General features: G+C 70.5%; 17 protein-coding genes and 1 pseudogene. 5 read left to right on the top strand and 13 right to left on the bottom strand.

Going from position 1 to position 23,490, the window contains the following annotated elements; translation table 11 throughout:
• Window positions 1-142: 142 nt before the first annotated feature.
• Window positions 143-1,009 (bottom strand): fumarylacetoacetate hydrolase family protein, encoded by an 867-nt coding sequence (locus ACFZDK_RS26525; RefSeq protein WP_365792924.1) that lies wholly within the window; start codon window positions 1,007-1,009, stop codon window positions 143-145.
• A 76-nt stretch (window positions 1,010-1,085) separates the two neighbouring features.
• Here ACFZDK_RS26525 and ACFZDK_RS26520 point away from each other — a divergent pair, with 76 nt between their 5' ends.
• Together ACFZDK_RS26520 and ACFZDK_RS26515 are read left to right on the top strand one after the other, a co-directional pair.
• Entirely contained in the window at window positions 1,086-1,781 is a 696-nt protein-coding gene (locus ACFZDK_RS26520) for an FCD domain-containing protein (protein WP_390976187.1), read from the top strand.
• A 23-nt stretch (window positions 1,782-1,804) separates the two neighbouring features.
• Window positions 1,805-3,049, top strand: coding sequence for a DUF3500 domain-containing protein (locus ACFZDK_RS26515; protein ID WP_365792920.1), 1,245 nt, complete (start codon window positions 1,805-1,807; stop codon window positions 3,047-3,049).
• Between the two features lie 112 nt (window positions 3,050-3,161).
• On the opposite strand, the gene ACFZDK_RS26510 is transcribed toward ACFZDK_RS26515, so the two are convergent.
• From ACFZDK_RS26510 to ACFZDK_RS26485, 6 genes are all read right to left on the bottom strand, one after another.
• Window positions 3,162-4,376 carry a family 1 glycosylhydrolase gene (locus ACFZDK_RS26510; RefSeq protein ID WP_390976185.1) on the bottom strand — a complete coding sequence of 405 codons (1,215 nt, stop codon included), beginning with the start codon at window positions 4,374-4,376 and terminating at the stop codon, window positions 3,162-3,164.
• Window positions 4,377-4,457: 81 nt separating this feature from the next.
• Window positions 4,458-6,263 carry a family 43 glycosylhydrolase gene (locus ACFZDK_RS26505; RefSeq protein ID WP_365792916.1) on the bottom strand — a complete coding sequence of 602 codons (1,806 nt, stop codon included), beginning with the start codon at window positions 6,261-6,263 and terminating at the stop codon, window positions 4,458-4,460.
• Window positions 6,264-6,418: 155 nt separating this feature from the next.
• Window positions 6,419-7,234, bottom strand: a complete 816-nt coding sequence (locus tag ACFZDK_RS26500; protein ID WP_365792914.1) for an ATP-binding cassette domain-containing protein — start codon at window positions 7,232-7,234, stop codon at window positions 6,419-6,421.
• Window positions 7,231-8,988 (bottom strand): ATP-binding cassette domain-containing protein, encoded by a 1,758-nt coding sequence (locus tag ACFZDK_RS26495; RefSeq protein WP_390976183.1) that lies wholly within the window; start codon window positions 8,986-8,988, stop codon window positions 7,231-7,233. The genes ACFZDK_RS26500 and ACFZDK_RS26495 overlap by 4 nt, the downstream gene beginning before the upstream one ends.
• Window positions 8,985-9,929: an ABC transporter permease subunit gene (locus ACFZDK_RS26490; RefSeq protein WP_390976181.1), complete on the bottom strand. Its 945-nt coding sequence runs from the start codon at window positions 9,927-9,929 to the stop codon at window positions 8,985-8,987. The genes ACFZDK_RS26495 and ACFZDK_RS26490 overlap by 4 nt, the downstream gene beginning before the upstream one ends.
• A gap of 10 nt (window positions 9,930-9,939) precedes the next feature.
• Complete coding sequence (locus tag ACFZDK_RS26485) at window positions 9,940-11,535, bottom strand: ABC transporter substrate-binding protein (RefSeq protein WP_390976179.1); 1,596 nt, start codon at window positions 11,533-11,535, stop codon at window positions 9,940-9,942.
• Between the two features lie 421 nt (window positions 11,536-11,956).
• On the opposite strand from ACFZDK_RS26485, the gene ACFZDK_RS26480 reads away from it, so the two are divergent.
• Genes ACFZDK_RS26480 through ACFZDK_RS26470 form a run of 3 tightly spaced genes read left to right on the top strand, consistent with a single transcriptional unit; the run spans window position 11,957 to window position 13,363 of the window.
• On the top strand, window positions 11,957-12,574 hold the full coding sequence (locus ACFZDK_RS26480; protein ID WP_365792906.1) for a TetR/AcrR family transcriptional regulator: 618 nt from the start codon (window positions 11,957-11,959) through the stop codon (window positions 12,572-12,574).
• Window positions 12,571-12,903: a hypothetical protein gene (locus ACFZDK_RS26475; protein ID WP_390976525.1), complete on the top strand. Its 333-nt coding sequence runs from the start codon at window positions 12,571-12,573 to the stop codon at window positions 12,901-12,903. Before ACFZDK_RS26480 ends, ACFZDK_RS26475 begins: the two co-directional genes overlap by 4 nt.
• Window positions 12,818-13,363 (top strand): TIM barrel protein, encoded by a 546-nt coding sequence (locus tag ACFZDK_RS26470; protein WP_390976506.1) that lies wholly within the window; start codon window positions 12,818-12,820, stop codon window positions 13,361-13,363. The genes ACFZDK_RS26475 and ACFZDK_RS26470 overlap by 86 nt, the downstream gene beginning before the upstream one ends.
• Window positions 13,364-13,636: 273 nt before the next feature.
• Here ACFZDK_RS26470 and ACFZDK_RS26465 read toward each other — a convergent pair whose 3' ends face one another.
• The 6 genes and pseudogenes from ACFZDK_RS26465 to ACFZDK_RS26440 form a co-directional block, all read right to left on the bottom strand.
• On the bottom strand, window positions 13,637-16,309 hold the full coding sequence (locus ACFZDK_RS26465) for a family 78 glycoside hydrolase catalytic domain (RefSeq protein ID WP_390976177.1): 2,673 nt from the start codon (window positions 16,307-16,309) through the stop codon (window positions 13,637-13,639).
• 63 nt (window positions 16,310-16,372) lie between these two features.
• Window positions 16,373-17,707 (bottom strand): MFS transporter, encoded by a 1,335-nt coding sequence (locus tag ACFZDK_RS26460; RefSeq protein WP_390976175.1) that lies wholly within the window; start codon window positions 17,705-17,707, stop codon window positions 16,373-16,375.
• Between the two features lie 406 nt (window positions 17,708-18,113).
• Window positions 18,114-19,925 carry a beta-glucuronidase gene (gene uidA, locus ACFZDK_RS26455; protein WP_390976173.1) on the bottom strand — a complete coding sequence of 604 codons (1,812 nt, stop codon included), beginning with the start codon at window positions 19,923-19,925 and terminating at the stop codon, window positions 18,114-18,116.
• 61 nt (window positions 19,926-19,986) lie between these two features.
• Complete coding sequence (locus tag ACFZDK_RS26450; protein ID WP_390976171.1) at window positions 19,987-20,808, bottom strand: glucose 1-dehydrogenase; 822 nt, start codon at window positions 20,806-20,808, stop codon at window positions 19,987-19,989.
• 26 nt (window positions 20,809-20,834) lie between these two features.
• Entirely contained in the window at window positions 20,835-22,037 is a 1,203-nt protein-coding gene (locus ACFZDK_RS26445) for a family 1 glycosylhydrolase (protein WP_365792894.1), read from the bottom strand.
• A gap of 465 nt (window positions 22,038-22,502) precedes the next feature.
• Window positions 22,503-23,042 (bottom strand): annotated as a pseudogene (locus ACFZDK_RS26440) (recombinase family protein); the annotation flags it as partial.
• Window positions 23,043-23,490: the final 448 nt, after the last annotated feature.

The raw sequence follows: 23,490 nt of genomic DNA, 5'->3' as shown, positions 1-23,490 counted from the left end.
CGGCCCTTCGCCGGCGGGCCCAGCACCCCCGTTCCGGACACGGCGAGGGGTCTTCCCGCGTCCGGAACCGGGGCAGCCCGCCTGTCCCTCGGGGAAGGGCCACTGCTCCCGCCCGGAGGCGACCCCGGGGCCACCGGCGTCCTCAGTCGAGCGGACCCGAGAGGGGCTTCCGGCGGTGCTCCCCGCCCACGATCGTGTTGCGGAGGATCCCGAGGCGCTCGACTTCGACCTCCACCATGTCGCCGGGCCGCAGCAGCCAGGGCGGGGTGCGGGCGTAGCCGACACCTGACGGGGTGCCGGTGGCGAGCAGGTCGCCGGGGCGCAGCGTGAGGGTGCGCGAGATGTGGGCCAGCGTCTCGCCCACGTGGTGGATCATCTGGCTGGTGGAGGCGTCCTGGACGGTCGTGCCGTTGACCCGGGTCCGCACCCGCAGTCCGTCCCGCAGGTCGCCCACCTCGCCGGCGGGCACCATGGGACCGAGCGGGCCGGAGCGGTCGGCGTTCTTGCCGAGGGTCCACTGCGAGGTCAGTTTCTGCGCCCGCCGCGCGGTGACGTCGTTGAACGTCGAGTAGCCGACCACGGCCTCGAGCGCCTCGGCGGGGTCGGCGTCCACCAGCGTCCGGCCCACCCAGGCCACGATCTCGCCCTCCCAGTCCAGACCGTCCTCGGTGGAGGGCACGGGGATCTCGGCCCCGCCGACCGTCAGCGATCGCGTCCACCGCGCGAACAGCGTGGGGTGCTCGGGCAGTTCCTGGTCCCGGTAGGACCCTTCGGCGGCGTGTTCGAGGTAGTTCAGACCGACGCACAGCATCTGTGCCTCCGGCAGCACCGGCGGCACCAGGCGCGCCTCACCCGCCGATATCGCTTCGCCGGCAGGGGTACGGGCCAGCCATACCTCGGGGTCGGCCCAGAACTCCCGCACGCCGGCCACCACGGTGAGCCGGTCGCCGTCCGGCGACAGGTTGGCCACCCGTACCTCGTCGCCGTACGCCACTCCCACGATCTGCATCCGCACTCCTCCGCTCGGGGAAGACAGTAACTCCATAACCTTCTAAAGGTTATAACCTTTATGATTGAATGCCGTCATGGTTACCGAGAACCGCGCCGTGCTGGCCGGCCTGAGCGCTCCCGGCGGCACACGGGCCGAGCAACTCGCCGGCGCCCTCGAAGACCGCGTCCGCGGACTGAGTCCCGGCTCCGCGATCGGCACCATCGAGGAGATCCGCCAAGAGTCCGGTCTGGCGCGCGCCACGGTCAGCGAAGCCATCCGGCTCCTGCGTGACCGAGGGGTGCTCGAGATCCGCCCCGGTCGCGGCGGCGGACTGTTCGTCGCGGACCAGAGCCCGGTCGTGCGGCTGCGCCACACCCTGCTCAGCGTCGCGGGAGAACCGGGCACGGTCGCGGACGCCATCGAACTCCGCAACCACCTGGAGGAGCTCGTCGACGTCGGCGCCGCCCGGTGCGCGGGCGCGGGCGACATCCTGCCGCTGCGGGCCTGCCTGGACGACATGGCGGCCGCGCCGGACTGGGACACCTTCATGCGCGCCAACTGGGCCCTGCACGAGCGCATCGCGCAGCTGTGCCCGAACGCCATGGCCCGCGCGGTCTACATCGGCACGCTCGGGCACCTCACGTCGTCCACCGCGCGCACCCCCGACCGGGACGCCGGCGCCTACCGCGCGAGGCGGCTGCGGATCCACGCCGACCTGGTGGAGGCGATCGCCGCCGGGGACGAGGACGCCGTTCGCGCCGCCGTCGCGCGCCACAACCATACCGACTGAAGCACGGGGTCACGGGAGCCGTCATGTCACCAGCTGAGTACCGCAAGTACCTCTACCCGTCCAACTCGCCGCGCCTGGCCTCGATCAGGGGCCTGGACGCCTACGAATACCGGGAGGCGGCCAAGGCTGCCCCGTTCACCGGCGAGCTGATCCGCGGCTGGAAACCCCTGCAGCACGCCGAGTTCCGGGGAGTGACCGAGGACGGCACACTACGGCCCGAGGCGCACGCCTGGGAGCCGGCCCGCCCCGGTGAGGAGGCTCCCGTCGCCGCCATGGTCGCCGCGGCGCGGGACCTGCTGGCGGCACTCGACGAGGACGGTCGCGCCAAGCTGAGACACCCGGTGGACGCGGTCGAGTGGCAGACCTGGGCCAACCCGGAGTTCCTGCAGTTCGACACCGGCCTCCGCCTGGAGTTCCAGCCACCGGAGGTCCGGCAGAAGGCCCTCGCCCTGGTGGAGGCGTCGCTGAGCGCCGACGGCTTCCGCCTGGTGCACGACATGATGCTGATCAACGGCTTCCTCGGCGAGGTCGTGGGCCTGCAGAGCATCCTCAACGAGTTCAGCTACAACTTCGCGCTTTACGGGAATCCCGACCCCACCGCTCCGTGGGGCTGGCAGCTGTTCGGCCACCACTGCGCCGTGCACTGCCTGATCGTCGAGGGGCGCATGGTCGTCAGCCCCGTCTTCCTCGGCGCCGAACCCAACGAGATCGACGACGGCCCCCGCGCCGGCACGGTGGCCCTGACCGACCGGATCCGGCTCGGCACGGACCTGATGGCCGCGCTCCCGCCGGACCAGCGCGCCACCGCGACCGTGTACGAGCACATGGTCGACCCCGCCATGCCACCCGGCCGTATCCACCCCGGCGACGAACGGCATCTCGCCGGGGCCTTCCAGGACAACCGGGTGATCCCGGTCGAGGGCCTGCGGGCCGCGGACATGCCCGAGCGGGCCCGGGAGATCCTCCTGGAGATCGCCGAGTCGTTCGTGTCCCTGCTGCCGGACGGCCCGCGCGCGGCCCGGATGCGCGAGATCCGCGACCACCTCGACGAGACCTGGCTCAGCTGGATCGGCGGCCACGAGGCCGGCGACGTCTTCTACTACCGGCTCCAGTCGCCGGTGCTCATCGCCGAACTCGACCACCACTGCGGCGTCTTCCTCGACTACGACACCCCGAAGCCGTTCCACATCCACACCGTGCTGCGCACTCCGCACGGTAACGACTACGGCCGCGCCTACGTGCGCGCCTGGCAGGCACGGAACGCCTGAGCGTGGGTCTGGTCGGCCAACGGACAGAACCGTGACGGACGTGACGGACCTGTTCCGGCAGGACAGCTCCTTCGTTCCGGTGACCCCCTGGGCCTGAGCCGCACCCTTGCCGTCACCGCATGGGTGTCCGTCGTTCAGGAGCGCCGCGCCGGGCGACGTCGCCCAGCCAGGCGAGGCTCGGCTTCGGGTGGCGTTCGAAGGTCTCCCGGTCGACGGCGATCAGGCCGAGAGTCGGCTTCCAGTCGCCCCAGCGATAGTTGTCGAGGGCGCTCCAGTGCAGGTAGCCCCGGACGTCGATGCCGTCGTCGATCGCGGCGAACAGACCGTTCAGAGCCCCTTGTGTGTAGGCGATCCGTCGGCTGTCGTCGGTGGTGGAGATGCCGTTCTCGGTCACGAGGATCGGGATCCCGTCCGTGACGTCCCAGGTGTGGCGGACCGCCATGCCGAGAGCGTCGGGCCGGTACGCCTTGCCCACCATGGTGTTGTCGGGGTGCGGCGGATGCGGCTCGATGCCCTCGGGTCCGACCCACTCGCTGGTGTACGACTGGACACCGACGAAGTCGTCACCCCGCGAGCCTTCGAGGTACAGGTCCTCCCAGACGTACTCGATCTCGCGGAGCCTGTCCTCGGCTCCGGGTCTCGCGGCGAGGGCGCGGTTCGCGATGGTCCAGCCCACGGCCGCGCCGGTGTTCGCCCGGACCACCTCCCGGGCCGCGTGATGGGCCTTCACCAGGACGGCACCGATCTCCGGGTCGGGGGCGGGCAGCTTCACAGGCGCGTTGTCGGCGCCGGCCAGGCCCTGCGACACGCCACTGAGGCGGGCCGGCCCCTGGCGTTCGACGGTCATCATCATCGCCAGCATGTTGGGTTCGTTGATGGTGGCGACCCAGGGGACGTCGGCCAGGATTCCCGTGACGGTCTCGACGTAACGCGTAAACCGGTCGACGGCCTGCTCGCCGAGCCAGCCCCCCTCCTCGGCGAACCACCGCGGGTTGGAGAAGTGGTGGAGCGTGATGACGGGTGTCAGACCGAGCGAGAAGGCGGTGTCGATCATCCGCCGGTAGTGGGCGAGTTCGGCCCGGGAGAAGTGTCCCGGCACCGGTTCGACGCGCGCCCACTCGACGCCGAACCGGTAGGCGTTGAGCCCGGCGTCGGCGAGTAGCCGCATGTCCTCCTCGAAACGGTGGTAGCTGTCGAGTGCGTCGCCGCTGCGCTCCAGCCCGGGTCGCCGCCCCTCCAGGGCCCACCAGTCACTGTTGACGTTGTTGCCCTCGGTCTGGTGCGGGGAGCTGGAGGCTCCCCACAGGAACGGAGTTGTGCCGCGCATGAGTACTCCTGAGTCCTGGGCGTGAACAAGGGGGAAGTGCCGTCGGCGGGAAGGCGACCCGGAACGAGATGCGACAGGCGGTCAGATGTGGTCGTCGTCCGCGGCGCGTTCGGCCCATGCCGCGGGCACGGGTTCGCCGGAGGTGACGCCTGCCTCACCGAACGCGTCGACGGCCACCCAGTACTCCGCACCCGCGTTGAGGGAACGCAGGTCGAGGGCCGTGCGCTCGTACACCAGCCAGCTGTGGTACAGCTTCTCCGGGTGACGGCCGTAGCGGACGTTGTAACCGATGGCTCCGGCCGCGGCGTCCCACTCGATCCTGGCGGTGAGGTCGTCCACGCGGGTGGCCCGCGCACGGACTGCAGGCGGGGCGTCGCCGTCGCCGGTCCCGAAGACGCGCACCCCGCTGACGGCGAAGACGCCGTCGAACGGCAGCCGGCCGCTGGTCACCCGGACGAAGCGGGTCTGCCGCGGCGCGTCCAGGACGAGGTAGGCGTGGGGAGCGTCGAGGCCCGTCCCGCGGGAATCGCGTACGACGGTCCACTCCTGCCCGTCCCGCGAGATCTGGACCACGAACTCCGCCGGCTGGTGGCTCGGGAAGATGGCTCGCCAGGAATGGCCCTTGTCCACTCCGTCGGGAGCGTACGGCGCGCCGTCGGCCAACTCGTGGTCCGCCAGATTGATCTGCAGGGCGTGCACGGTCTTGACCGCCCCGAGGTCGATGGTCAGGGACTCGCCCGGTTCGCTGCTCGCGGCCGCCCACCAGGTGCGGATGTCCTCGTCGACGGCGGACGCGGGCTCGTGGCCGGGAGCCGCGGACGAGGCGACGGCATCCGCCTTGTAGGAGAGCAGCATCCAGGCGGGAGGCGTCCACGGATCGAACGGGCCGTCCGGGACGGCTGTCGGGTAGTCGGCGAAGTTCTGGTTGCAGAACAGCACACCGTCGTCGTCGAAGCCGGCCGGGAAGACCCCGACGCGGCGCTCGAACACGTCGTTCACCGAGATGCGCATGGTCGCCGCATGCCACCAGTTTCCGTGCCGGTCCTGGAACGTGCTGCCGTGTCCCGCGCCGGTGATGAATCCGCCCGGCTTGGACGAGAACGGGCTGTCGGGGGAGTAGGTGAAGGGCCCCAGGGGTGAGGAGGCCGTGTAGTACCCGTCGGCATAGGTGTTGAACTGTGTGCCGGGCGCCGAGTACTGCAGGTAGTACGTACCGTCGCGCTCGGTCATCCACGCGCCCTCGATGTAGGGGGCGGTGCCGACGACCTGACTGAGCAGTTTCTCCCGCTCGGTCTGCGGCGGTACGACGACGTAGTCCTCGCCGAGCTGCTCCCAGCCGTGGGCGAGGACATCGGAGCTGATCAGAGGCGAAGGCTCGCCGACCGGACTGAAGGTGTCCGAGAGCCGGACCCCGTAGAGGGGTGTCTTGTTGTCACACCCCCAGTAGAGGTATACCGACTGGTCGGTGTCCTGGAAGAGGTTCGGGTCCCAGAAGGGGAAGGTGCCCGGCGTGACCTCGACGAAGTCGTCGGACAGGGGGTCGACGCTCCGGAAGAAGGGGCAGTTGTCCTCCTTGCGGGACGCGCTGATGTAGAGCGCCCCGTTCACCTCCCGGACGTCCGGCGCGTAGTCGAGGGCCGGCAGCTTGGACGTCGCGCGGTACTCCCACCGCACGAGGTCGGCCGAGTGCCAGAACCCCGCGGACATCGAGACGAACATGTAGTAGCGGTCCCGGTACCGCACGATCGAGGGATCCGCGGCCTCCCGGTGCACGCTCCGCCGCGGCTCGCCGAGCTTGATGCCCCGGACCATGCCGGAGAACCGGATGTCCTGATAGCGGTAGGAAATATCGAGCGGATTGCAGAAGGTGCGTTCTGAAGATGTCATGTGAGGGTTTCCGATCAACGGGTTCTGAGGTCTTCGGCTCCGGGCGGACGACGGCTTGCGGCATGCCGGTCCCGGCCGGCGGCGCCGCGGTTCGTGCTCCGGTGCTTTGGGTCTGCGGTCGTGGGTGAAGACACCTTTGCGGTGGCGACGGGACGTCACAGGCGTTGCCGCGCCTCGCGCCGCCGACGCTGTTCGGCCGGATCCGCGACCGGCGCGGCGAGCAACAGCCTTTGGGTGTAGGGGTGTTCGGGGGTCCGGGTGACGTCGGCCGCCGGACCGGTCTCGACGATGTCGCCCCGGTGGATGACGCTCACACGGTGGCTGACGTGCCGGATGACCGCAAGGTCGTGCGAGATGAACAGGTAGGCGACGCCGGTCCGCCGCTGGATGTCGATGAGCAGGTCGAGGACGCGGGCCTGGGTGGTCAGGTCGAGCGCGGAGACGGGTTCGTCGCACACGATGAGCCGGGGGGCAGGTGCCAGGGCGCGGGCGATCGCGACGCGCTGCCGCTGACCGCCGCTGAACTCCCGCGGCAGCCGCTGCGAAGCGTTGCCCGGCAGCCCCACCTGGTCGAGCAGCTCCGCCACCCGTCCTCGGGCCTCACCCACCGGGGTGCCCTGCACGACCAACGGTTCGCTGAGGATGTCGCCGATGGTGAGGGCCGGGTTGAGGGAGGAGTACGGGTCCTGGAAGACGACCTGGATGTCACGGGCGAGGGTACGGCGCTCCTTGCGCCCGGCGCGGGTGATGTCGTTGCCCTGGAAGCGGACCGTGCCCCCGCTGGGCGCGACCAGGCCGAGCACGGACCGGCCGATGGTCGTCTTCCCGGAGCCCGACTCGCCGACGACGCCGAGGGTCTCGCCCTGCCCCACGGCGAGCGACACGCCGTGCAGAACCTCGTGGGCGCGCGCCCTGAAGACCCGCCCGGGGTAGGTGACGCGCAGGTCGCTCACCTCCAGCAGTGTGGTCATCGGGTCTCCGTCTCGAGCGCGCCCGCGGGGATGGCCGGCGGGTCGGTGCGCAGAGCGGTCTCGTCGAGGATCGAGTCGAGAAGCTTGCGCGTGTAGGGGTGTTGAGGTACGCCGAACAGCTCCTCCGTGGTGCCGGTCTCGACGACCCTCCCCTCCTGCATGACCGCCACCCGGCCGCAGATGTCCGCCACCACACCGAAGTTGTGGGTCACGAGCAGCACCGCCATGTTCAGGTCCCTCTGCAGGTCGCGCAGCAGGTCGAGGATCTCCGCCTGCACCGTGACGTCGAGGGCGGTGGTCGGTTCGTCGGCGATGAGCAGCAGGGGCCGGCTGGCGACGGCGCCCGCGATGAGGACGCGCTGCGCCATGCCACCGGAGATCTGGTGGGGATAGGACCGGAACGTGCGCTCGGGGTCGGGGATGCCGACCCGGGCGAGGAGGGCCAGGACCCGCTCGCGGGCTTCGGACCTGGACATGGGCGTCGCCGCGCGCACCCCCTCGACGAGCTGGGCGCCCACTGTGCAGGAGGGGTCCAGGTTCGACATCGGTTCCTGGGGCACGTACGCGATGGACGTCCCCCGCACCGCCCGAAGTTCACGCTCGCTCAGGCCGAGCAGTTCGCGCCCGTCGAGCCGGATCGAGCCTCGGACGACGACCGCCTCGGCCGGCAGTACTCCGAGCACGGCGAACGCGGTCTGTGTCTTGCCGGACCCGGACTCGCCGACCAGGCCCAAGGTCTCCCCGGCCGCCACGCTCAGGGTGACGCCGCTGACGACCTCCTTCAGTTCGCCGGTCGGTGTCGGGTAGGCGATGGCCAGGTCGTCGACGGTGAGCAGTCCTGAGGCGGCTCCCCCGCCGGCCGTCGGCCGGTACGTGGTGGCGGTGACGATCCGGGCCGGCTTCGGGCGCCCGCCCTCCAGTGCGTCCCGCAGCGCGTTCCCCAGGAGCACCAGCGAAGCGGTGATGACCCCGAGGACGAGACTCGGCCACACGAACTGCAGCGGCTCCTCGTACAGGTTGGTGAACCCGTCGGAGATCATCGCGCCGAAGCTGGGCACCGTGTTCGAGCCGACGCCGAGGAAGGCCAGGCCTGACTGCACGCCGATGGACGACCCGGCGAGGAACGCGGTGGCGATGATCACCGGCCCGCGCACCACGGTGAGGACGTGGCGGCGCAGGATACGCCGGTCGGGCAGGCCGGAGACCCGGGCGGCGTCGACGTACAGTTCGTTCTTCACGCCGACGACGAGATTGCGTACGAGCCGGTAGATGCCCGGGGAGAGCAGTACGCCGAAGATGAGCATGGTGGCCTTGTAGTCGCCCTTGGTCACCGGCATGAGGACGATGAGCAGGAGCAGTCCGGGGAACGTCATGATCAGGCTGAACAGCCACTCGGTGACTCCGCGCACGCGCCGCCCGAAGTATCCCCCGACCAGCCCGGACGTGATCCCGATCGCGAGGGCGATGCTCGCGCCGATGAGCGCCGAGACCATGCTCGTGTTGATGGAGAACAGGAGCCTGGCGAAGATGTCCCGGCCGCTCTTGTCCCCGCCGAGCAGATAGCCGTGGTCGCCGAGACCGGCGTTGACCGCGTCCAGGTTCGCCTCGTTGGCACCGTGATCGGTGAGGACGGGAGCGAAGAGTCCGAGCAGGACGACGACGGTCAGCAGGCTCGCGCTGCCGACGGCCTGGGGGTCGGCGAGCAGGCGCCGCAGGTTCGAGCGGCGCCGCGTGTCCGCACTCGGTGTGGTCAACTGACTATCCTCGCCTTCGGGTTGAGCCAGCCGTTGAGAAGATCGACGACGAGGTTGACGACCACGACGAGCAGCACGCCGAACAGGCTGATGCCCATGATGATCGGGACGTCGCCCTGCAGGGAGGCATTGAACGCGTACTGGCCGAAGCCCGGCAGCGCGAAGATCTGCTCGATGATCAGGGCCCCGCCGAGCATCTGGATGAACTCCAGGGACAGCACGGTGAGGGCCGGTCCCGCGGCGTTGCGCAGGGCGTGCCGCAGGACGATGGAGCGGGTGGGGATGCCCCGGGTGCGCAGGGTTCGGACGTAGTCCTTGCGCAGTTCGCCGATCATGGCGCCGCGGATCTGCGAGGTCAGGCTGGCGACACCGCCCATCATCAGTGCGACGACGGGGATGGCGATGGAACTCGCCCAGCGGGTCGGACTCTCGCTGAAGTCGGTGTACCCGGTGGCCGGGAACACGTGCAGCTTGACGGCGAACACGTAGACCAGCGCGATGGCGACGAGCAGGCTCGGGACGAGATAGCCGACCATCGCGGCGCCCTGCGCGAACCGGTCGACGGCGCCGCCGCGCGCGGCGGCGGCCACGCCGAGCGCGACGCTGATGACCGAGGTGGCCAGCAGCGCCACCACGACGATCGACAGGGTGACGCCGAGCCGGGCGGTGATGGCGGAGCGGACCGGTTCGCTGGTGAAGTACGAGGCGCCGAGGTCACCACGGACCGCGTGCGAGAGCCAGTCGAGATACTGGGTGAACAGAGGTCGGTCGAGGCCCATCTGGGCCTTCTGGGCGGCGAGCTGCTTCGGGGTGGCACTGCTGCCGAGGACACTGCTCGCCACGTCGTCGAAGGACGTGCTGAGCAACAGGAACGTGATCATGGTCACCAGGACCGCGAGCACGAGGCCCGCGGTCAGGCGACGCAGCACATAGACCGTCATGGGCGCGGACTCACCCTCCCGACTGCTGCGACGAGCCGGTCACGCCGAACTGCCGGATGGTGGACATCGTCGAGGCGCCGTCGCCGAGATAGGTGATGCCCTTTCCGGTGGCCCAGTCGCTGCCGATGAAGAAGACGGGCGCGACCCACGCGTTCTCGACGCCGAACTTGTTGATCTCCCGGTAGACGCCGCGGGACTTGGCGGGGTCGCGTTCCCGGGCCGCCTTGTCGAGGAGCGTGGTCAGCTTGGGGTCGGTGGTGTGGAACACGTTGCGGGAACCGGTCGGGGTGTAGAAGCTGCGCGTCATGATCGCGTCGCTGTTGAGGCCCTCCACGAGCAGGAACATCGGGTACTTGCCCGAGGAGACGGCGGAGACGGTCTGCTGCGCGGGCACCGGCTCCCACGTCACCTTGATGCCGATGTCGCCGAGCGCCTGGGTGAAGATCGGCTCGAAACTCTTGGTGAAGACGAGGCTGGGCATGGTCACCGAGAAGCCGTCCGGGTAGCCGGCCTCGGCGAGCAGCTTCTTGGCCCCGGCGACGTCGAAGGGGTAGACGCTGTTGAGCGCGTCGTCGTAGGCCTCGTCCTTCGGGTTGAACACCTGGTCGGTGGCCTTGCCGGAGCCGCGCAGCAGTTGTGAGACCAGCTTCTCCCGGTCGAAGGCCATGTTGATGGCCTTGCGCACGCGCAGATCGCCGAGTGGCTTCAGCTTGGTGCCCGCGCGGTCGCCGAGGACGAGATAGGCGCCCGCGGTCGCCTGGACGTGCGTGATCTTGAAGCCGGCCGCCTTGAGCGCGGACAACTGCGAGACGTCGACCGTGCCGGCGTTGGTCTCGCCCGCCTTGAGGGCGTTGGCCGACGCCGTCGGGTCGGTGATCACGCGGATCTTGACCGTCTGGAACGGATAGGCCTTCTTGTTCCAGTAGTCGTCCCGCCGCTTCAGGACATACACCGAGCCGTTGACGGTGGCCTTCGTGTCGAGGGTGTACGGGCCCGAGGCGACCGGGTTGAGGGCGGTGCTCTTGCTCGCCATCGTCTTCGGGTCGCCGATCACGCCGGGGGCCGTCGACAGGGAGGCGAGCAGCGTGGAGTCCGGCTGCTTGAGCTTGATGACGACCGTCGAGGTGTCGGGGGCTTCGACCGAGGAGACGGAGGCGAGCGACTGCTGGCTCTGACCGGGCGTGGCTCGAATGCGCTCCAGAGTGGCCTTCACGGCATTCGCGTCCACCGTCGCGCCCGAGCTGAACTTCATGCCCGCGCGCAGTTTCAGGGTGAGCGTGAGCCCGTCCTTCGAGTACGACCAGCTCTGCGCGGCGCCGGGGTGCAGCTCGCCCTTGTTGTCCTGGAGCAGCAGAGTGTCGAAGATCGAGTCCCAGACGTAGGTCGACTGGCCCTCGACGAGCTGGGCGGGGTCGAACGAGTTGGGGGTGCCGAGGATGGACAGCGCGAGGGTCCTGTCGGCGCCGGAGTTCGAGGTGGCGGCGGGTTCGCTGTCGCATGCCGAGGTGGCCGTCGCCAGCAGTGCGACGACGGCGAGGGCCGCCATGGCCTGGGAGCGCGGACGGGTCCGAGGCCTGGGCCGGGGAAGCGAGGGTCGTGTGCGCATGGATGGATTCCTTCGTCCTGGAACCTGAAGAGCCGAGGCCTTGTCAGTGCGGTGCTTCGGCGCGTCCGTGCAGGGACGCATGAACCGGCGGACGCACAGGCGCGGGTGTGGGTTGGAGCTCGTGTGAAGCCGGCACGTGCGCTGTGAGCAGGGAGGTTGCGGCGATCACGGCTCCGCCGGTGCCCCTGTCACGCCAACAGTTACCACTTGGTCGCTTTTCACTCGGAAGGTAGGGCGCGGCGCGGGGCGCGGGAAGGGGGCGCCCCGTGTTCGTAATCAGAGCGTTATGTGGCGCGAATTCGTCGCGTCGCACCTCTTGCGTTCGCGCCGGTCGGCGCTCACACTCCGAGCGGGCCGTGAAATATAGACTCTTGGAAGGTTTTCGAGGGAGAGCTCGGGATCCAGGGAGAGGAAGCGCACTGTGACCCAGGCCAAGGGCCGCGGCCCGTACACGAAGACACCGGCCCGGCGTGCGGAGATCGTCCGGGCGGCACGTGACAGCTTCGCCGAGCACGGGTTCGCGAAGGCGTCCCTGCGGGACATCGCCGAGCGGGTCGGCATCACCCACGCTGGGCTGCTGCACCACTTCCGCAACAAGGACGAGCTGCTCGCCGCAGTGCTCGCCGAACGCGACACCGAGGAGTGGGAGTACGCCCAGTCGCAGGTCGCGAACATGGATCACCTGGCGCCGTACCTCGGTGACCTGCTGCGTCACCACCAGCAGGCCCCCGAGTTGATGCGCTTGTGGATCGAACTCGCCGTGGCCGCCTCACGTCCGGATCATCCGGCACACGGATACTTCGTGTGGCGCTACGACAAAGTACGCGAGAACTTCGCGCAGGGCATGCGGGAGAAGGCGGAACAGGGGGCCCTGCACGAAGCGCTCGCCCCCGAACACGCGGCCACCCTGCTCCAGGCCGTGCTCAACGGCCTGCAGTTGCAATGGTTGCTGGACCAGGATCTCGACGTCATCGGCCCCGTCGGGGCCTTCATGCGGATGGCCTTCCCGCAGACATCAGAACCAGAGGGCGAGGAATGAGAACCGGAACCCTCGCCGTCCAGCTGTACAGCGTGATCGATGCTCTGGCGGCCGACCGCCCCGGCACCCTCGCGCGGCTGGCCGGGCTCGGATACCGGCACGTCGAGCCGTTCGCGCTCGGCATGTGGAACACGTCCCCCGACGAACTCGCCGCCTTCGCCGCCGAGTTGCGCGCTGATCTGGACGCGGCCGGCCTCGGCGTCAGCTCCGTGCACGTCGCCGGCCGACAGTCAGGCATCCGCGATCGAGGCCTGCCGCATCCTCGGCACGGACACCGCGTTCGTCCCTGTCCCATGGCTCGTCGACGGATTCGACGAACGGGTGTTTGAGACCTGCGACGGTGTACGCGCCTTCGCCGACCGCCTCAACACGGCGGCGCGGGAGCTGGCCGGGGCGGGGATCAGGCTCGGCTACCACAACCACCACTTCGAGTGGGTGCGGCTGCCGGACGGCGCTCGCGCCTTCGACGTGCTGTGGGAGCTGCTCGATCCCGGGATCCTCGCCGAGGTCGACGTCTACTGGGCCACCGTGGCCGGTCAGGATCCGGTGGAGGTCCTGGAGCGCCTCGGAGAACGCGCCGTGACCGCCCACCTCAAGGACGGTCCCGCCGAACCCGACGCGCCGCAGACGCCCATCGGTACCGGGGACGTCGACATTCCGGCGGCGTTGCGCGCGGGAAGCCATCTGCGCTGGCACATCACAGAGATCGACCGGACCGAAGCCGACCGTTTCGAACTCCTCGCAGCCAACCGGCAAGCCCTCCTGCAGGGTGGCCTCACCGCGCCCTGACACACTCAGTCAACCAGTGGTGTCCGCCGGGGACGCAGACGCCGGTCGGGCCACGCGTGGGGAAGCGGGTCCGGATCGGATCGTGCCGGCGTGAGGCGCCGGTCGGTGCGGCTGCTTCCGCCATCGTCGGTCGGCGACAGGACGGCCGGCGCATCCGAGCAGGCGCCACGTGCCGCCTCCAGTTCGGGCGCGGCGCCCGCGGCGACCTCGGGCACGAGACGCCGCGGACAGGGGCGAACCGCCCGCGGCGTCACCGGCGGCCCCCGGGTTGTCTCAACCCGCCTTCTCCACACGGCGGGTGGTGCTGAACGTGCCGGGTGGGAGATGTTCCACGGTGGTGCCGTCGGGGAAGACGACGCGTGCGGTGGTCGCGGGCGGTACGTCGACCGTGACGGTGAGTTCGGCGCCGACCGTCCGCCACTCGACGGCGATCGTGCCCTGCGGTGACTCGTGGGTACCCCGGGCCCAGGGCACAGACGGGTGTGGGACGGGCGCGACTTCGAAGGACTCCCAGGCGATCGACCCCGGCGTCTGGCGCAGTCCCAGGGTGTGGGTGTGCAGGAAGCGGACGACCGCGCCCTTGCTGTAGTGGTTCAGGGACTCGTGGGCGGCACCGGTGGCGTCGACGCCCTCCCACTCCTCCCAGATGGTGGTCGCGCCGCGGTCGAGCATGTACAGCCAGGACGGCGGGGTGCGTTGGAGGAGCAACTCGTAGGCGACTTCGGCGTGTCCGGTGTCGGCGAGGACGGGGAGCAGGTCGCCGGTCGCGAGGAAGCCCGTCCCGAGATGGGTGCCGACCGCGCGGATCAGCTCGACCAGGCGTGCGGCGGCGGCCTCGCGCAGTTCACCGGGGACGAGTCCGAGGGACAGCGCGCGCACATAACCGGCCTGGGTGTCGCCGGAGGTGCGTCCGTCGGGGGAGAGGAACTCGGTGCGCCAGGCGTCGCGGACCCGCTCTGCGAGCACGGCGTAACGGTCCACGTCCTCGGTGCGGTCCAGCACCCGCGCGACACGGGCCAGGGTCGACGTCGAGCGGTACAGGAACGCCGTGCCCACCTCGCCCTTGTCGGCCGTGAACCAGGCGACGGGATTGTCCTTGACCGGGTCGATGGACGTGCCGTCGGCCGCTTTCTCCTTCGGTTCGGTCCACTCGCCCCAGTGGAAGGAGCCGTCCCACAGGTACTGTTCGTGCGCGAGCGGCTCGGGCGAGCGTTCGATACGAGTGGGGTGCCGGGCGGTGCGGGCGGTGGTGAGGGCCCACTCCACCCAGCGGACCATCGCGTTCCAGTTCTCGGCGAGGATCTCCCGGTCGCCGTACGACTCGTACAGCTCCCAGGGGACGGCGACGACGGCGTCTCCCCAGCCGGCTGAGCCGGTCATCATGGCGAACTGGTCGTCGAGGTGGTGCTTGATACGGCGACCGTCGGGCGAGAAGTTGGCGATCCGTCCGTCGGGGAGCTGGTCGTCGCGGACGGATCGCAGCCACTTGCGGCTGAAGCCCAGGACGTCGTACAGGCGGGTCGCGGTGGGCGCGAACACCTGGTAGTCGCCGGTCCAGGCGAGACGTTCACGGGTTGGGCAGTCGGTAGGGACGTCGACGGCGTTGCCGCGGAAGCTCCATTCGGCGATCTCGTGGAGGCGGTCGAGGTCGTCGTGACCGCACGCGAAGGTGCCGGTGCGGCGCAGGTCGGAGTGGACGACCCGCATGACGAGGCTCGCGGGGTCGAGCGGGGCGCCGTCGCGGTGGAGACGGGCGTACCGGAAACCGTGCACGGTCTGGCGCGGCTCGAACGTCTCGCCGCAGCCCCCGGAGACGGCCTCGTCGCGCTGGACGAAGGGGATCGGGGCCTGACCGGGGCGTGCGGAGTCCAGGTGGGCGGTCGTCAGGTCGCCGTCGGGGCCGAGGTGCTCGCCGTAGTCGACGACCGTGCGGGTGCCGGCCGGACCGAGGTCACCCAGGGCGATCCAGCCGGAGGCGTTCTGGCCGAAGTCGGCGATCCAGCGGCCGTCTTCGAGCGGTACGACGGAGTGCGCGGGGCGTGACTCGACCACGCGCACCGGCGGCGCCGGCGACCAGCCGACCGCGGGCGCCGCCACCTGGTCGACGAGGACGGGCCGCCCGGCCCCGGGCCGCAGGCGGAAGTCGGTGGTCTGCCCGTTCATGAGGTCGGCCCGGGTGATGGCCGACTCCGTGCTCGTCCACGTCCCGTCGGTGTGTACGATCTGGCGCGCGCCGTCCTCGTAGACGATGTGCAGTTCGGCCCGCGCACCGGTCACCGTGCCCCAGCCGGCCGGGAGCCGGAACGCGCCCACCTGACCCCGGTACCAGCCGTCGGACAGCACGATCTCGATGCGGTTGCCGCCCTGTCGCAGGGCGTCCGCCACGTCCGACGCCTGGGCGTGAAGCGTGCGGTCGTACGACGTCGCGCCGGGCGAGAGTTCGGCGGTGCCGGCCCGCTCGCCGTTGACGTACGCCTCGTACACCCCGAGTGCCGTCGCGTACAGCCGTGCCGAGCGCACCCCGGCCCGTGCCTCGAACCGGGCCGACAGGACGTACGCCGGCCGTCTGCCGTAGCCGGGATCGCCGGTCTCGGCGGGACTGATCCAGCGTGCCTTCCAGTCGGCGGCGAGCAGACCGGCCTCGAACGCGTGCCACCGCGACCACGGCGAGTCGCGGTCGCCGTCGTCGCCGCCGAGTGCCCGGACCCGCCAGGCCACCCGTTGCCCGCTGGTCAGTGCCGCCCACGGCCAGGGGAGGAACCGGTGCCCGCCCACGGCGGTGGTCACAGCGGGACACGCCTCGCCGTCGACGGTGCACTCCACCTCGTACGCCACCGGGCGCGCCGCGTCCGACGGCGGCTTCCACGACAGCCGGGGCGTGGTCCCCGATACGGGGAAGGTGTCCCCGCCGCTGTCGATGTCCTGGTCGTAGGGTGCGTCGTGCATGCTGTGCCTTCTCGGAACTCGGTGGATGGGGATGGCTTCTCGGGAAGCCTGCCGGAGGCGGCGCTATCGGACCGACTTGATCTTGAGCTTGACGATGAGGCCACCGACCAGTGCCAGGACCGCGCCGAGCAGGTAGAGCTGGGTGTAGTTCTTCTCGCCGTCGTCGCTGACGCCGAGGGTGATGATGAGCGGGGCGATCAGCGGGGCGGCGGCGCTGGGGATCTTCTGCGCGAAACCGACGACGGCGAGGTAGCGGCCCGCCTCGGCGCGGTCCGGCAGGACGGCGAAGACGATCGCCTGGTCGACGGCGCTGAACGTGGCGATGGCGAACTGCATCAGCACCGCGCCGACGACCAGTTGGGGCAGCGAGTGCGCGAACGCCTCGGTGACGGCCCCGGCGACGAACACCGCGGAGCCGATCAGGGCGAACAGCTTGCGCCGGCCGAGCTTGTCGGAGAGGAAACCGCCCCCGATGGCGCCGCCCGCCGCGGCCACCACGCCGATGGTCCCGATGACCGCCACGATCCCGGCGACCTCCTTGACCGGCAGGTCGAGCCGCTGCGCGTAGAAGAAGGTGCCGAAGGTGGTGTTGAAGTACAGGCCCATGAAGAAGACGAAGCGGCCGAGCCAGTTCCAGCCGAAGTCCGGGTACCTGCGCGGGCTGAAGCCGTAGCTGGCGACCATGCTCCTCAGGGTCACGCCACTGGTGCGCACGAGCGCGCGGGAGTCGCCCTCGGGCTTGAACACGGGGAAGAGCACCACCAGGGCAGCGCCCAGGACGCCCGGGACCAGGAACACCAGGAAGGTGCTGGAGGCCACCCCGTAGGCGAGACCGATGCCGATCACCGGGGCGATCTGGGTCATGACGCCGGTCAGCGCCGAGACCCGGCCGCGCTGCTCCTCGGGCACCCGGTCCGCCTGGACGTTCTGGACGGCCTGCCCGGCCGTGGACCAGCCGATCATGCCGACGACCCACGCCAGGCCCAGCAGAAGGACCGACGGAGCGAGGGCGACCCCCACGAGCGCGACGGTGCCGAGCAGAGTGCCGCCGATCATGAAGGGGGTCCGGCGGCCGAGACGGGAACGCGTCCGGTCGCTCCAGAGCCCGATCAGGGGGCTGAGGACCAGATAGACGAACTGGGCGGACCCGGTGACGTACCCGAGCCGCTCCTCGTGTCCGGGCGCCAGGTCGTCGATCCGCACGGCGAGGGAGTAGGAGAGGGGGACCATCAGGGCCAGGGAGCCGCCGAAGCTGGCGATCATCAGCCACAGGAGGTAGCTCCTGCCGACTTTCCGCAGCGGTGGTGCCTCGATCGGGGGGCTGCCCTCGACGTCCTGCGGCGGTGATGTCGTGGGAGGGGTGACCACCACGCTGACGTCCCGGTTGTCGTGAGACATGCGGACTCCTTTGTCACATGAGCGCAAGCGGCGGCTGCCACCGGTGGGGGAGGAGAAGGGGAGCCGGGGAGATGGGAGAGCCGGGCCGAAGCGCCGGTCACGGGCCTGGCAACGGCCGGCCGTCGGGACCCCAGGGCGTCCGCCGGCGACGCGCGCGGTGCCGGAGGGTCGCGGGGGCAGAGGCAGGGGGATCCCGGGGCGTCGGCTCAGGGGACGCCGGCGAGGGACCGTGGGGAGACGCGAGAGTGCGGACCTGTCGTGTGCTGCGGGGACCTGTCCCGTGCCGCGCGGACCGTCCCCTGCCGCGCGGACCGTCCCGTCCCCTGCCGCCGTGTGCCCGTCCGTGCGCCGAACGGGGTGGCGGGGTGGCGGCATGCGCCCGGGCGGAACCCGAACGCCGCGGACGTCAGTCGGCCGTGGCCCGGCCGGGCTTGCCGCCATCCAGGCCGTGCCAGCGTCGGCGCAGGGCGAACGCGGCGGACTTGGGCTTGCGGTCGCGGGTGAAGACGCCCTTCTTGTTGCCGTCGACGCGGTGGATGCCGGCGGAGGTCTGGAAGTCGGCGAAGTTCCACACGTGTTCGCCGACGAACTCGGGGATGCGGTCGAAGACCTTGTGGTACATGGCGAGGAAGTCGCTCTGGTACTCCTCGCTCCACGGCGCGTCCCACACGGAGTGCAGCCCGGGTTGGGTGTCGGCGCCGTACTCGGACATCATGACCGGCTTGCCGAAGCGCTGGACCCACCCGCGCAGGTCCTGCTCCAGATACCCCTCCGCCGTCGCGAGGTCGCCCGTGAAGAGGTACCAGCCGTAGTAGCGGTTGATGCTGAGCACGTCGAACAGGTCGCCGATCCTGTCGTTCTGCGGCGTCGCGAACATGACGGCGGCGTAGGTGAGCGGCCGGGTCGGGTCGAGTTTGCGGGCCAGCTCGACCAGTGGCTCGAAGTACTCGCGCGCACCCTCCTCGTTGGAGGCCGGTTCGTTGGCGAGGCACCACATCACCACGCTCGGGTGGTTCCGGTCCCGCTCGATCAGCTCTCGCAGATGCCGGGCGTGGACGTCGCGGGTGACCCCGCCGAAGTTCTCCGGAGCGAAGGTGGGGGTCGGCGGGACGCCGGTGAGGCCGCCCTGGACGCCCAGGTTGAGGCCTACGGCGGCGGTCTCGTCGATGACGACGATGCCGTGCCGGTCGGCGAAGTGCAGCACCTCTTCGGCGTAGGGGTAGTGGGAGGTGCGGAAGGAGTTGGCGCCGGTCCACTCCATGAGCTGGAAGTCATGGACGAGGTAGGCGTCGTCGTGGCCCTTGCCCCGGACCGGGGTGTCCTCGTGCTTGCCGAAGCCGGTGAAGTAGAACGGCTCGCCGTTGATGAGGAACTCGGTGCCCCGCACCTCGACCGTACGGACCCCGAAGGGCTGCGTGTAGCTGTCCACGGTCTCGCCGTCGACGGCCGGCTCCACCACCAGGTCGTAGAGATAGGCCGCGCCCGGCTGCCAGAGCGTGACGTCCTCGATGCGCAGGACGCCCTCGGCGCCGTGTCCCTCCGCGACGGTCCGGCCGGCCTCGTCGACCGCGCGCACCCGCACGGTGACCGTGTCGGCGTGCTCGCCCGCGGTCTCCACCCGGTAGCCGACGGTACCCGCGGCGCCGTCCCGCCCGGTGACGACGGTGACGTCCTCGACGAAGGTCTTCGGGGTGCTGTACAGGCGGACCGGGCGGGCGATCCCCGCGTAGTTGTAGAAGTCGTGCAGATACGACTGCCGTTCGCGGCCGTCGGGGCCGGTCGTGACGGTGCCGGGCGGGATGGTCACGTTCGTCAGCCGGTTGTCGACGCCGACCGTCAGCCGGAACTCCGTGCCGGGCTCGACGATGCCGGTCAGGTCCGCCTCGAACGGCGTGTAGCCGCCGGTGTGCTCGGCCACGAGCCGTTCGTCCACGTAGACCTGAGCGGCGTGGGTGACGGACCCGAAGCGCAGCACCACGCGCTCGTCGGTCCAGCCGCGCGGGACGCGTACGTCGCGCTGGTACCAGACGACACCGACGTGGTCCCGGATCTCGGCGTCCACGAACAGGTCGTTGTAGCTGGCGGGCACGGGGACTTCGAGCGGCGGGGCGAGCCGTGCCGCCCACGGGGCGGCGCCGGCCCGGGTGCCGAGAGCGAACCGCCACAGGCCGTCCAGTCCGACGACGTCGCGGGTGGGGGTGGTACGGGGCGAGAGCATGAGGGTTCCTACCGGGTGCTCGGAACGGTCAGGGCGATCGGGGCGGTCGGGGCGGTGCGCGTCAGGCCGTCTCACCGGCGTCCGCGAGGAGTGTGCTGCCCGTCATGAAGGCCGAGAGGTCGCTGGCGCAGAACAGCACCACCCGGGCGATGTCGTCGGGCACGCCGAGCCTGCCGAGCGGGCCGGGCCGCATCACGGACAAGAGCGCCTCCGAGTCCAGCGGCACCTCGGCCGCGGCGGCCGCCGCCATGTTGCCCTCGGTCGGCACGAACGTCGGCGCCACGCCCAGCACGCGGATGCCGAACGGGGCGAACTCCAGGGCGAGTTGCCGGGTGAGGCCGCGTGCCGCGTGCTTGGAGCCGACATACGCGGCCAGCCCGGGGGCCGTCCCGCGGAACCCCGCCGTGGAGACGACGTTGACGATGACGCCCCCGTGTCCAGCGGCGCTCATCCTGCGCGCGGCCTCCCGGGAGCCGAGGAAGACCCCGCGGGTGTTCACGGCGAACACCTCGTCGAAGGCCTGGTCGGACATCTCCAGCGCGGGCACGCTGGGGAAGACCCCGGCGTTGTTCACCCAGATGTCGATCCCGCCGAGCTCCCGGACCGCGAGGTCGGCGGCGGACACGACACTGTCGGGGTCGGTGACGTCCAGATGGGCGGCCAGGGCGCGGCCCCGGCCTCGCGCGCCGAGATCCTCGGCGACGGCGCCGGCGAGCTCGTCCGCGATGTCCGCGACGAGCACGTCCGCTCCCGCTTCGGCCAGTCGCTCGGCGACGGCCCGGCCGAGCCCCCGGCCCGCGCCGGTCACGACGGCGCGCCGTCCGGAGAGCGAGACGAGTTCGGCCAGGGACTTGGACGAGACGTCGGGTACGGATATCTGCACGGTGTGTCCTCCGTGTGACGGGGCGGTCAGATCCGGCCGCGGCGGGCTGTCTCGCCCAGCCACGCGAGAGAGGGCTTGGGGCGGCGCTCGAACGTCTCGCGGTCGACCTCGACCAGGCCGAACGTCGGCTCCCAGTGGCCCCACTCGTAGTTGTCGAGCAGGCTCCAGTGCAGATAGCCGCGGATGTCCACCCCGTCGGCCATCGCCTTGCCCAGGTGCTCCAGGGCCTCGCCCGTGTAGGCGATGCGGCGTGTGTCGTCGCCGGTGGCGATGCCGTTCTCCGTGATCAGGATCGGCACACCGCCGGTGACCTCGGCGGTGTGCCGTACCGCGATGCCCAGGGCGTCGGGTCGGTAGGCGGTGCCGACGAGCGTGTTGTCCGGGTGCTGCGGGTGGGGCTCGATGCCGTCCGGGCCGACCCACTGGCTGGAGTACGACTGCACGCCGACGAAGTCGTCGCCGCGCGACCCCTCCAGGTAGAGGTCCTCCCAGACGTGCTCCAGTTCCCGCTTCTTCTCCTCGGCCCCTGGACGGGCCACGAAGGCGCGGTTGGCGACCGTCCAGCCGACCTTGGCGCCGGTGCGCTCGCGCAGCACCTCTCGCGCGGCATGGTGCGCCTCGACGAGCCGCTCGCCGATGGCCGTGTCGGGGGCCGGCAGTGGTGGACGCGGGCCCTCGTTGTCGAGAGTGGGGCTCTGCCACTCCCCGGAGGCCTGCGCGCTCTGCATCGCCCGCGCCATGCCGGCCATGATGGCCAGCATGTTCGGCTCGTTCATGGTGACGACCCACTCGACGCCTTCGAGGATCGGCGCGACCGTCTCGACGTGGGTCCGGAACCGGTCGACCGCGTGCTCGCCGAGCCAGCCGCCCTCCTGGGTGAACCAGAGCGGGCTGGTGAAGTGGTGCAGGGTCACGACCGGGGTCAGACCGAGCTCGAAGGCCGTGTCGATCATGCGCCGGTAGTGGGCGAGTTCGGCGCGCGAGACCAGGCCGGGGACGGGCTCGATACGGGCCCATTCGATGCCGAAGCGGTAGGCGTTGAGCCCGGCGTCAGCGAGCAGCCGCATGTCCTCGCGGTACCGGTGGTAGCTGTCGCAGGCGTCGCCGCTGCGCTCCATGCCGGGGATGCGCCCCTCGTTCGCCCAGAAGTCGCTGTTGAGGTTGTTGCCCTCGATCTGGTGTGGTGCGGTGGAGGCGCCCCAGAGGAAACCGGGAGCGAGTTCGGTCATGTCGACTGCCTTCCTGAGTGCCGATGGCGACGAGCCCGGCGGGACGTGTGCCGCCGAGGGCGGTTTCACACGCCTTTCGGGCCGGGGGTGTGGCTGGACGTGGATTCGAGCGACGGCTGTGCTCCGACGTCAACGGTTACCATGTGGTTGGTTTTCGCTGGAACGTAAACCGGGATCGTGGGACGGGGAAGACCGCAGGGCGATTTCGTAACCTGAGCGTTACAGGAGGAAGGGGGGTGCGGTCCGGCTGCTCAAGGGCGGGCGACCGTCGTGCTCGGCCTCGACGCATCTGCGTTCACGCCCTTGGGATCCGGTGTCGGCGTACATGTGAACGTGGCTCTGGCGAGATTTTCGTGGGTGGAGATCATCCGGGTGCCGCGGTCGGCCGGTCCGCACAGCTGCGGCGAAGGCGGGCGATCAGGACGACGCGGTGGCACGGGAGCGGGGCGCCGGTGCGTCCTGCCGTCAGGTGTTTCTGGAGTTCGACGTCGGTGATGCGGCCTTCGTTGACGCCGGTTTGTAGGTGGTGAGATCCGCCGGGTGACGGCGTGTCGGTCTCCGTGGGGCTCCGGTGGGAAGTCTCGCGCGCCCGGAACGTTCCATGCTCCCGTTTTCTCGGCGGCGTGGGGGCCGTCCGCCGATCCTGTCGCGGGCGCGGGCGCGGGCGCGGGCGGCGGCCGGGCCGTCCTTGGTCGCGCCGAGTACGAACTCGCGGTGCGGGTCGGCGAAGGCGGACACCATGCCGAAGGGGTCGCGTCCGTAGCGGGTGTTGCCGTCGATGCCCCGCGCGACGGCGTGAAGTCGGATGCCGTGGTCCCGCAGCTCGGTGCCCACGACGATGAGGTTCCGGACGGAGTGGGAGAGCCGGTCCGGCCGGGTGACCGTGACGGCGTCGCCGGAGCGGAGTTGGGGCGATGGCAGGTCCCGCTCGGACCGTGCGGTTTCATGGCCGTTGGTTCGCTCGACGCGGATGTCCTCCTTGGTGGCACCGACGTGCACAAGGGTGTTGACCTGCGGGACGGGGCTCTGGCCGGGCCGGGCGGACGTAGCCGACCACGGCCGGGGCTGATGTGGCGCGGCGCAGAGGAGAGGTCGTCACTGGATGCTCACCTGCTCACGGTCGCGTCGGTTCAGAGGGTGCCGGGCGGTGCTGCCGGTCGGTCCGCTCGGGTGTTCGGGAGCGTAGCGGGGAGTGCGGCAAGGAAGTCACCGCCGAAGTGCATCGTCCGGGCACCGCGCCGCGCCGCTCGGTGGCCGCAGGGGCCGCGCGGAGGGCGAGCTCGCCGCTGCGCCCGGAGGCGGTCAGGTCTGTTGACGATGCCTGGAGCGACGCCTACTCTTCAACAGAATCAGGATTCTGAATTTGATGTGAGGGGGCGTCCGTAGTGATCCGGGCCGGGGACAGGACCCGGCCGGGTGGCTTGTCACCGTGCGGCACCGTCCTGCCCGTAAG

Source organism: Streptomyces sp. NPDC007901, assembly GCF_042959465.1.
Classification (GTDB): domain Bacteria; phylum Actinomycetota; class Actinomycetes; order Streptomycetales; family Streptomycetaceae; genus Streptomyces.
This window is presented reverse-complemented; position numbering and strand designations above follow the sequence as displayed.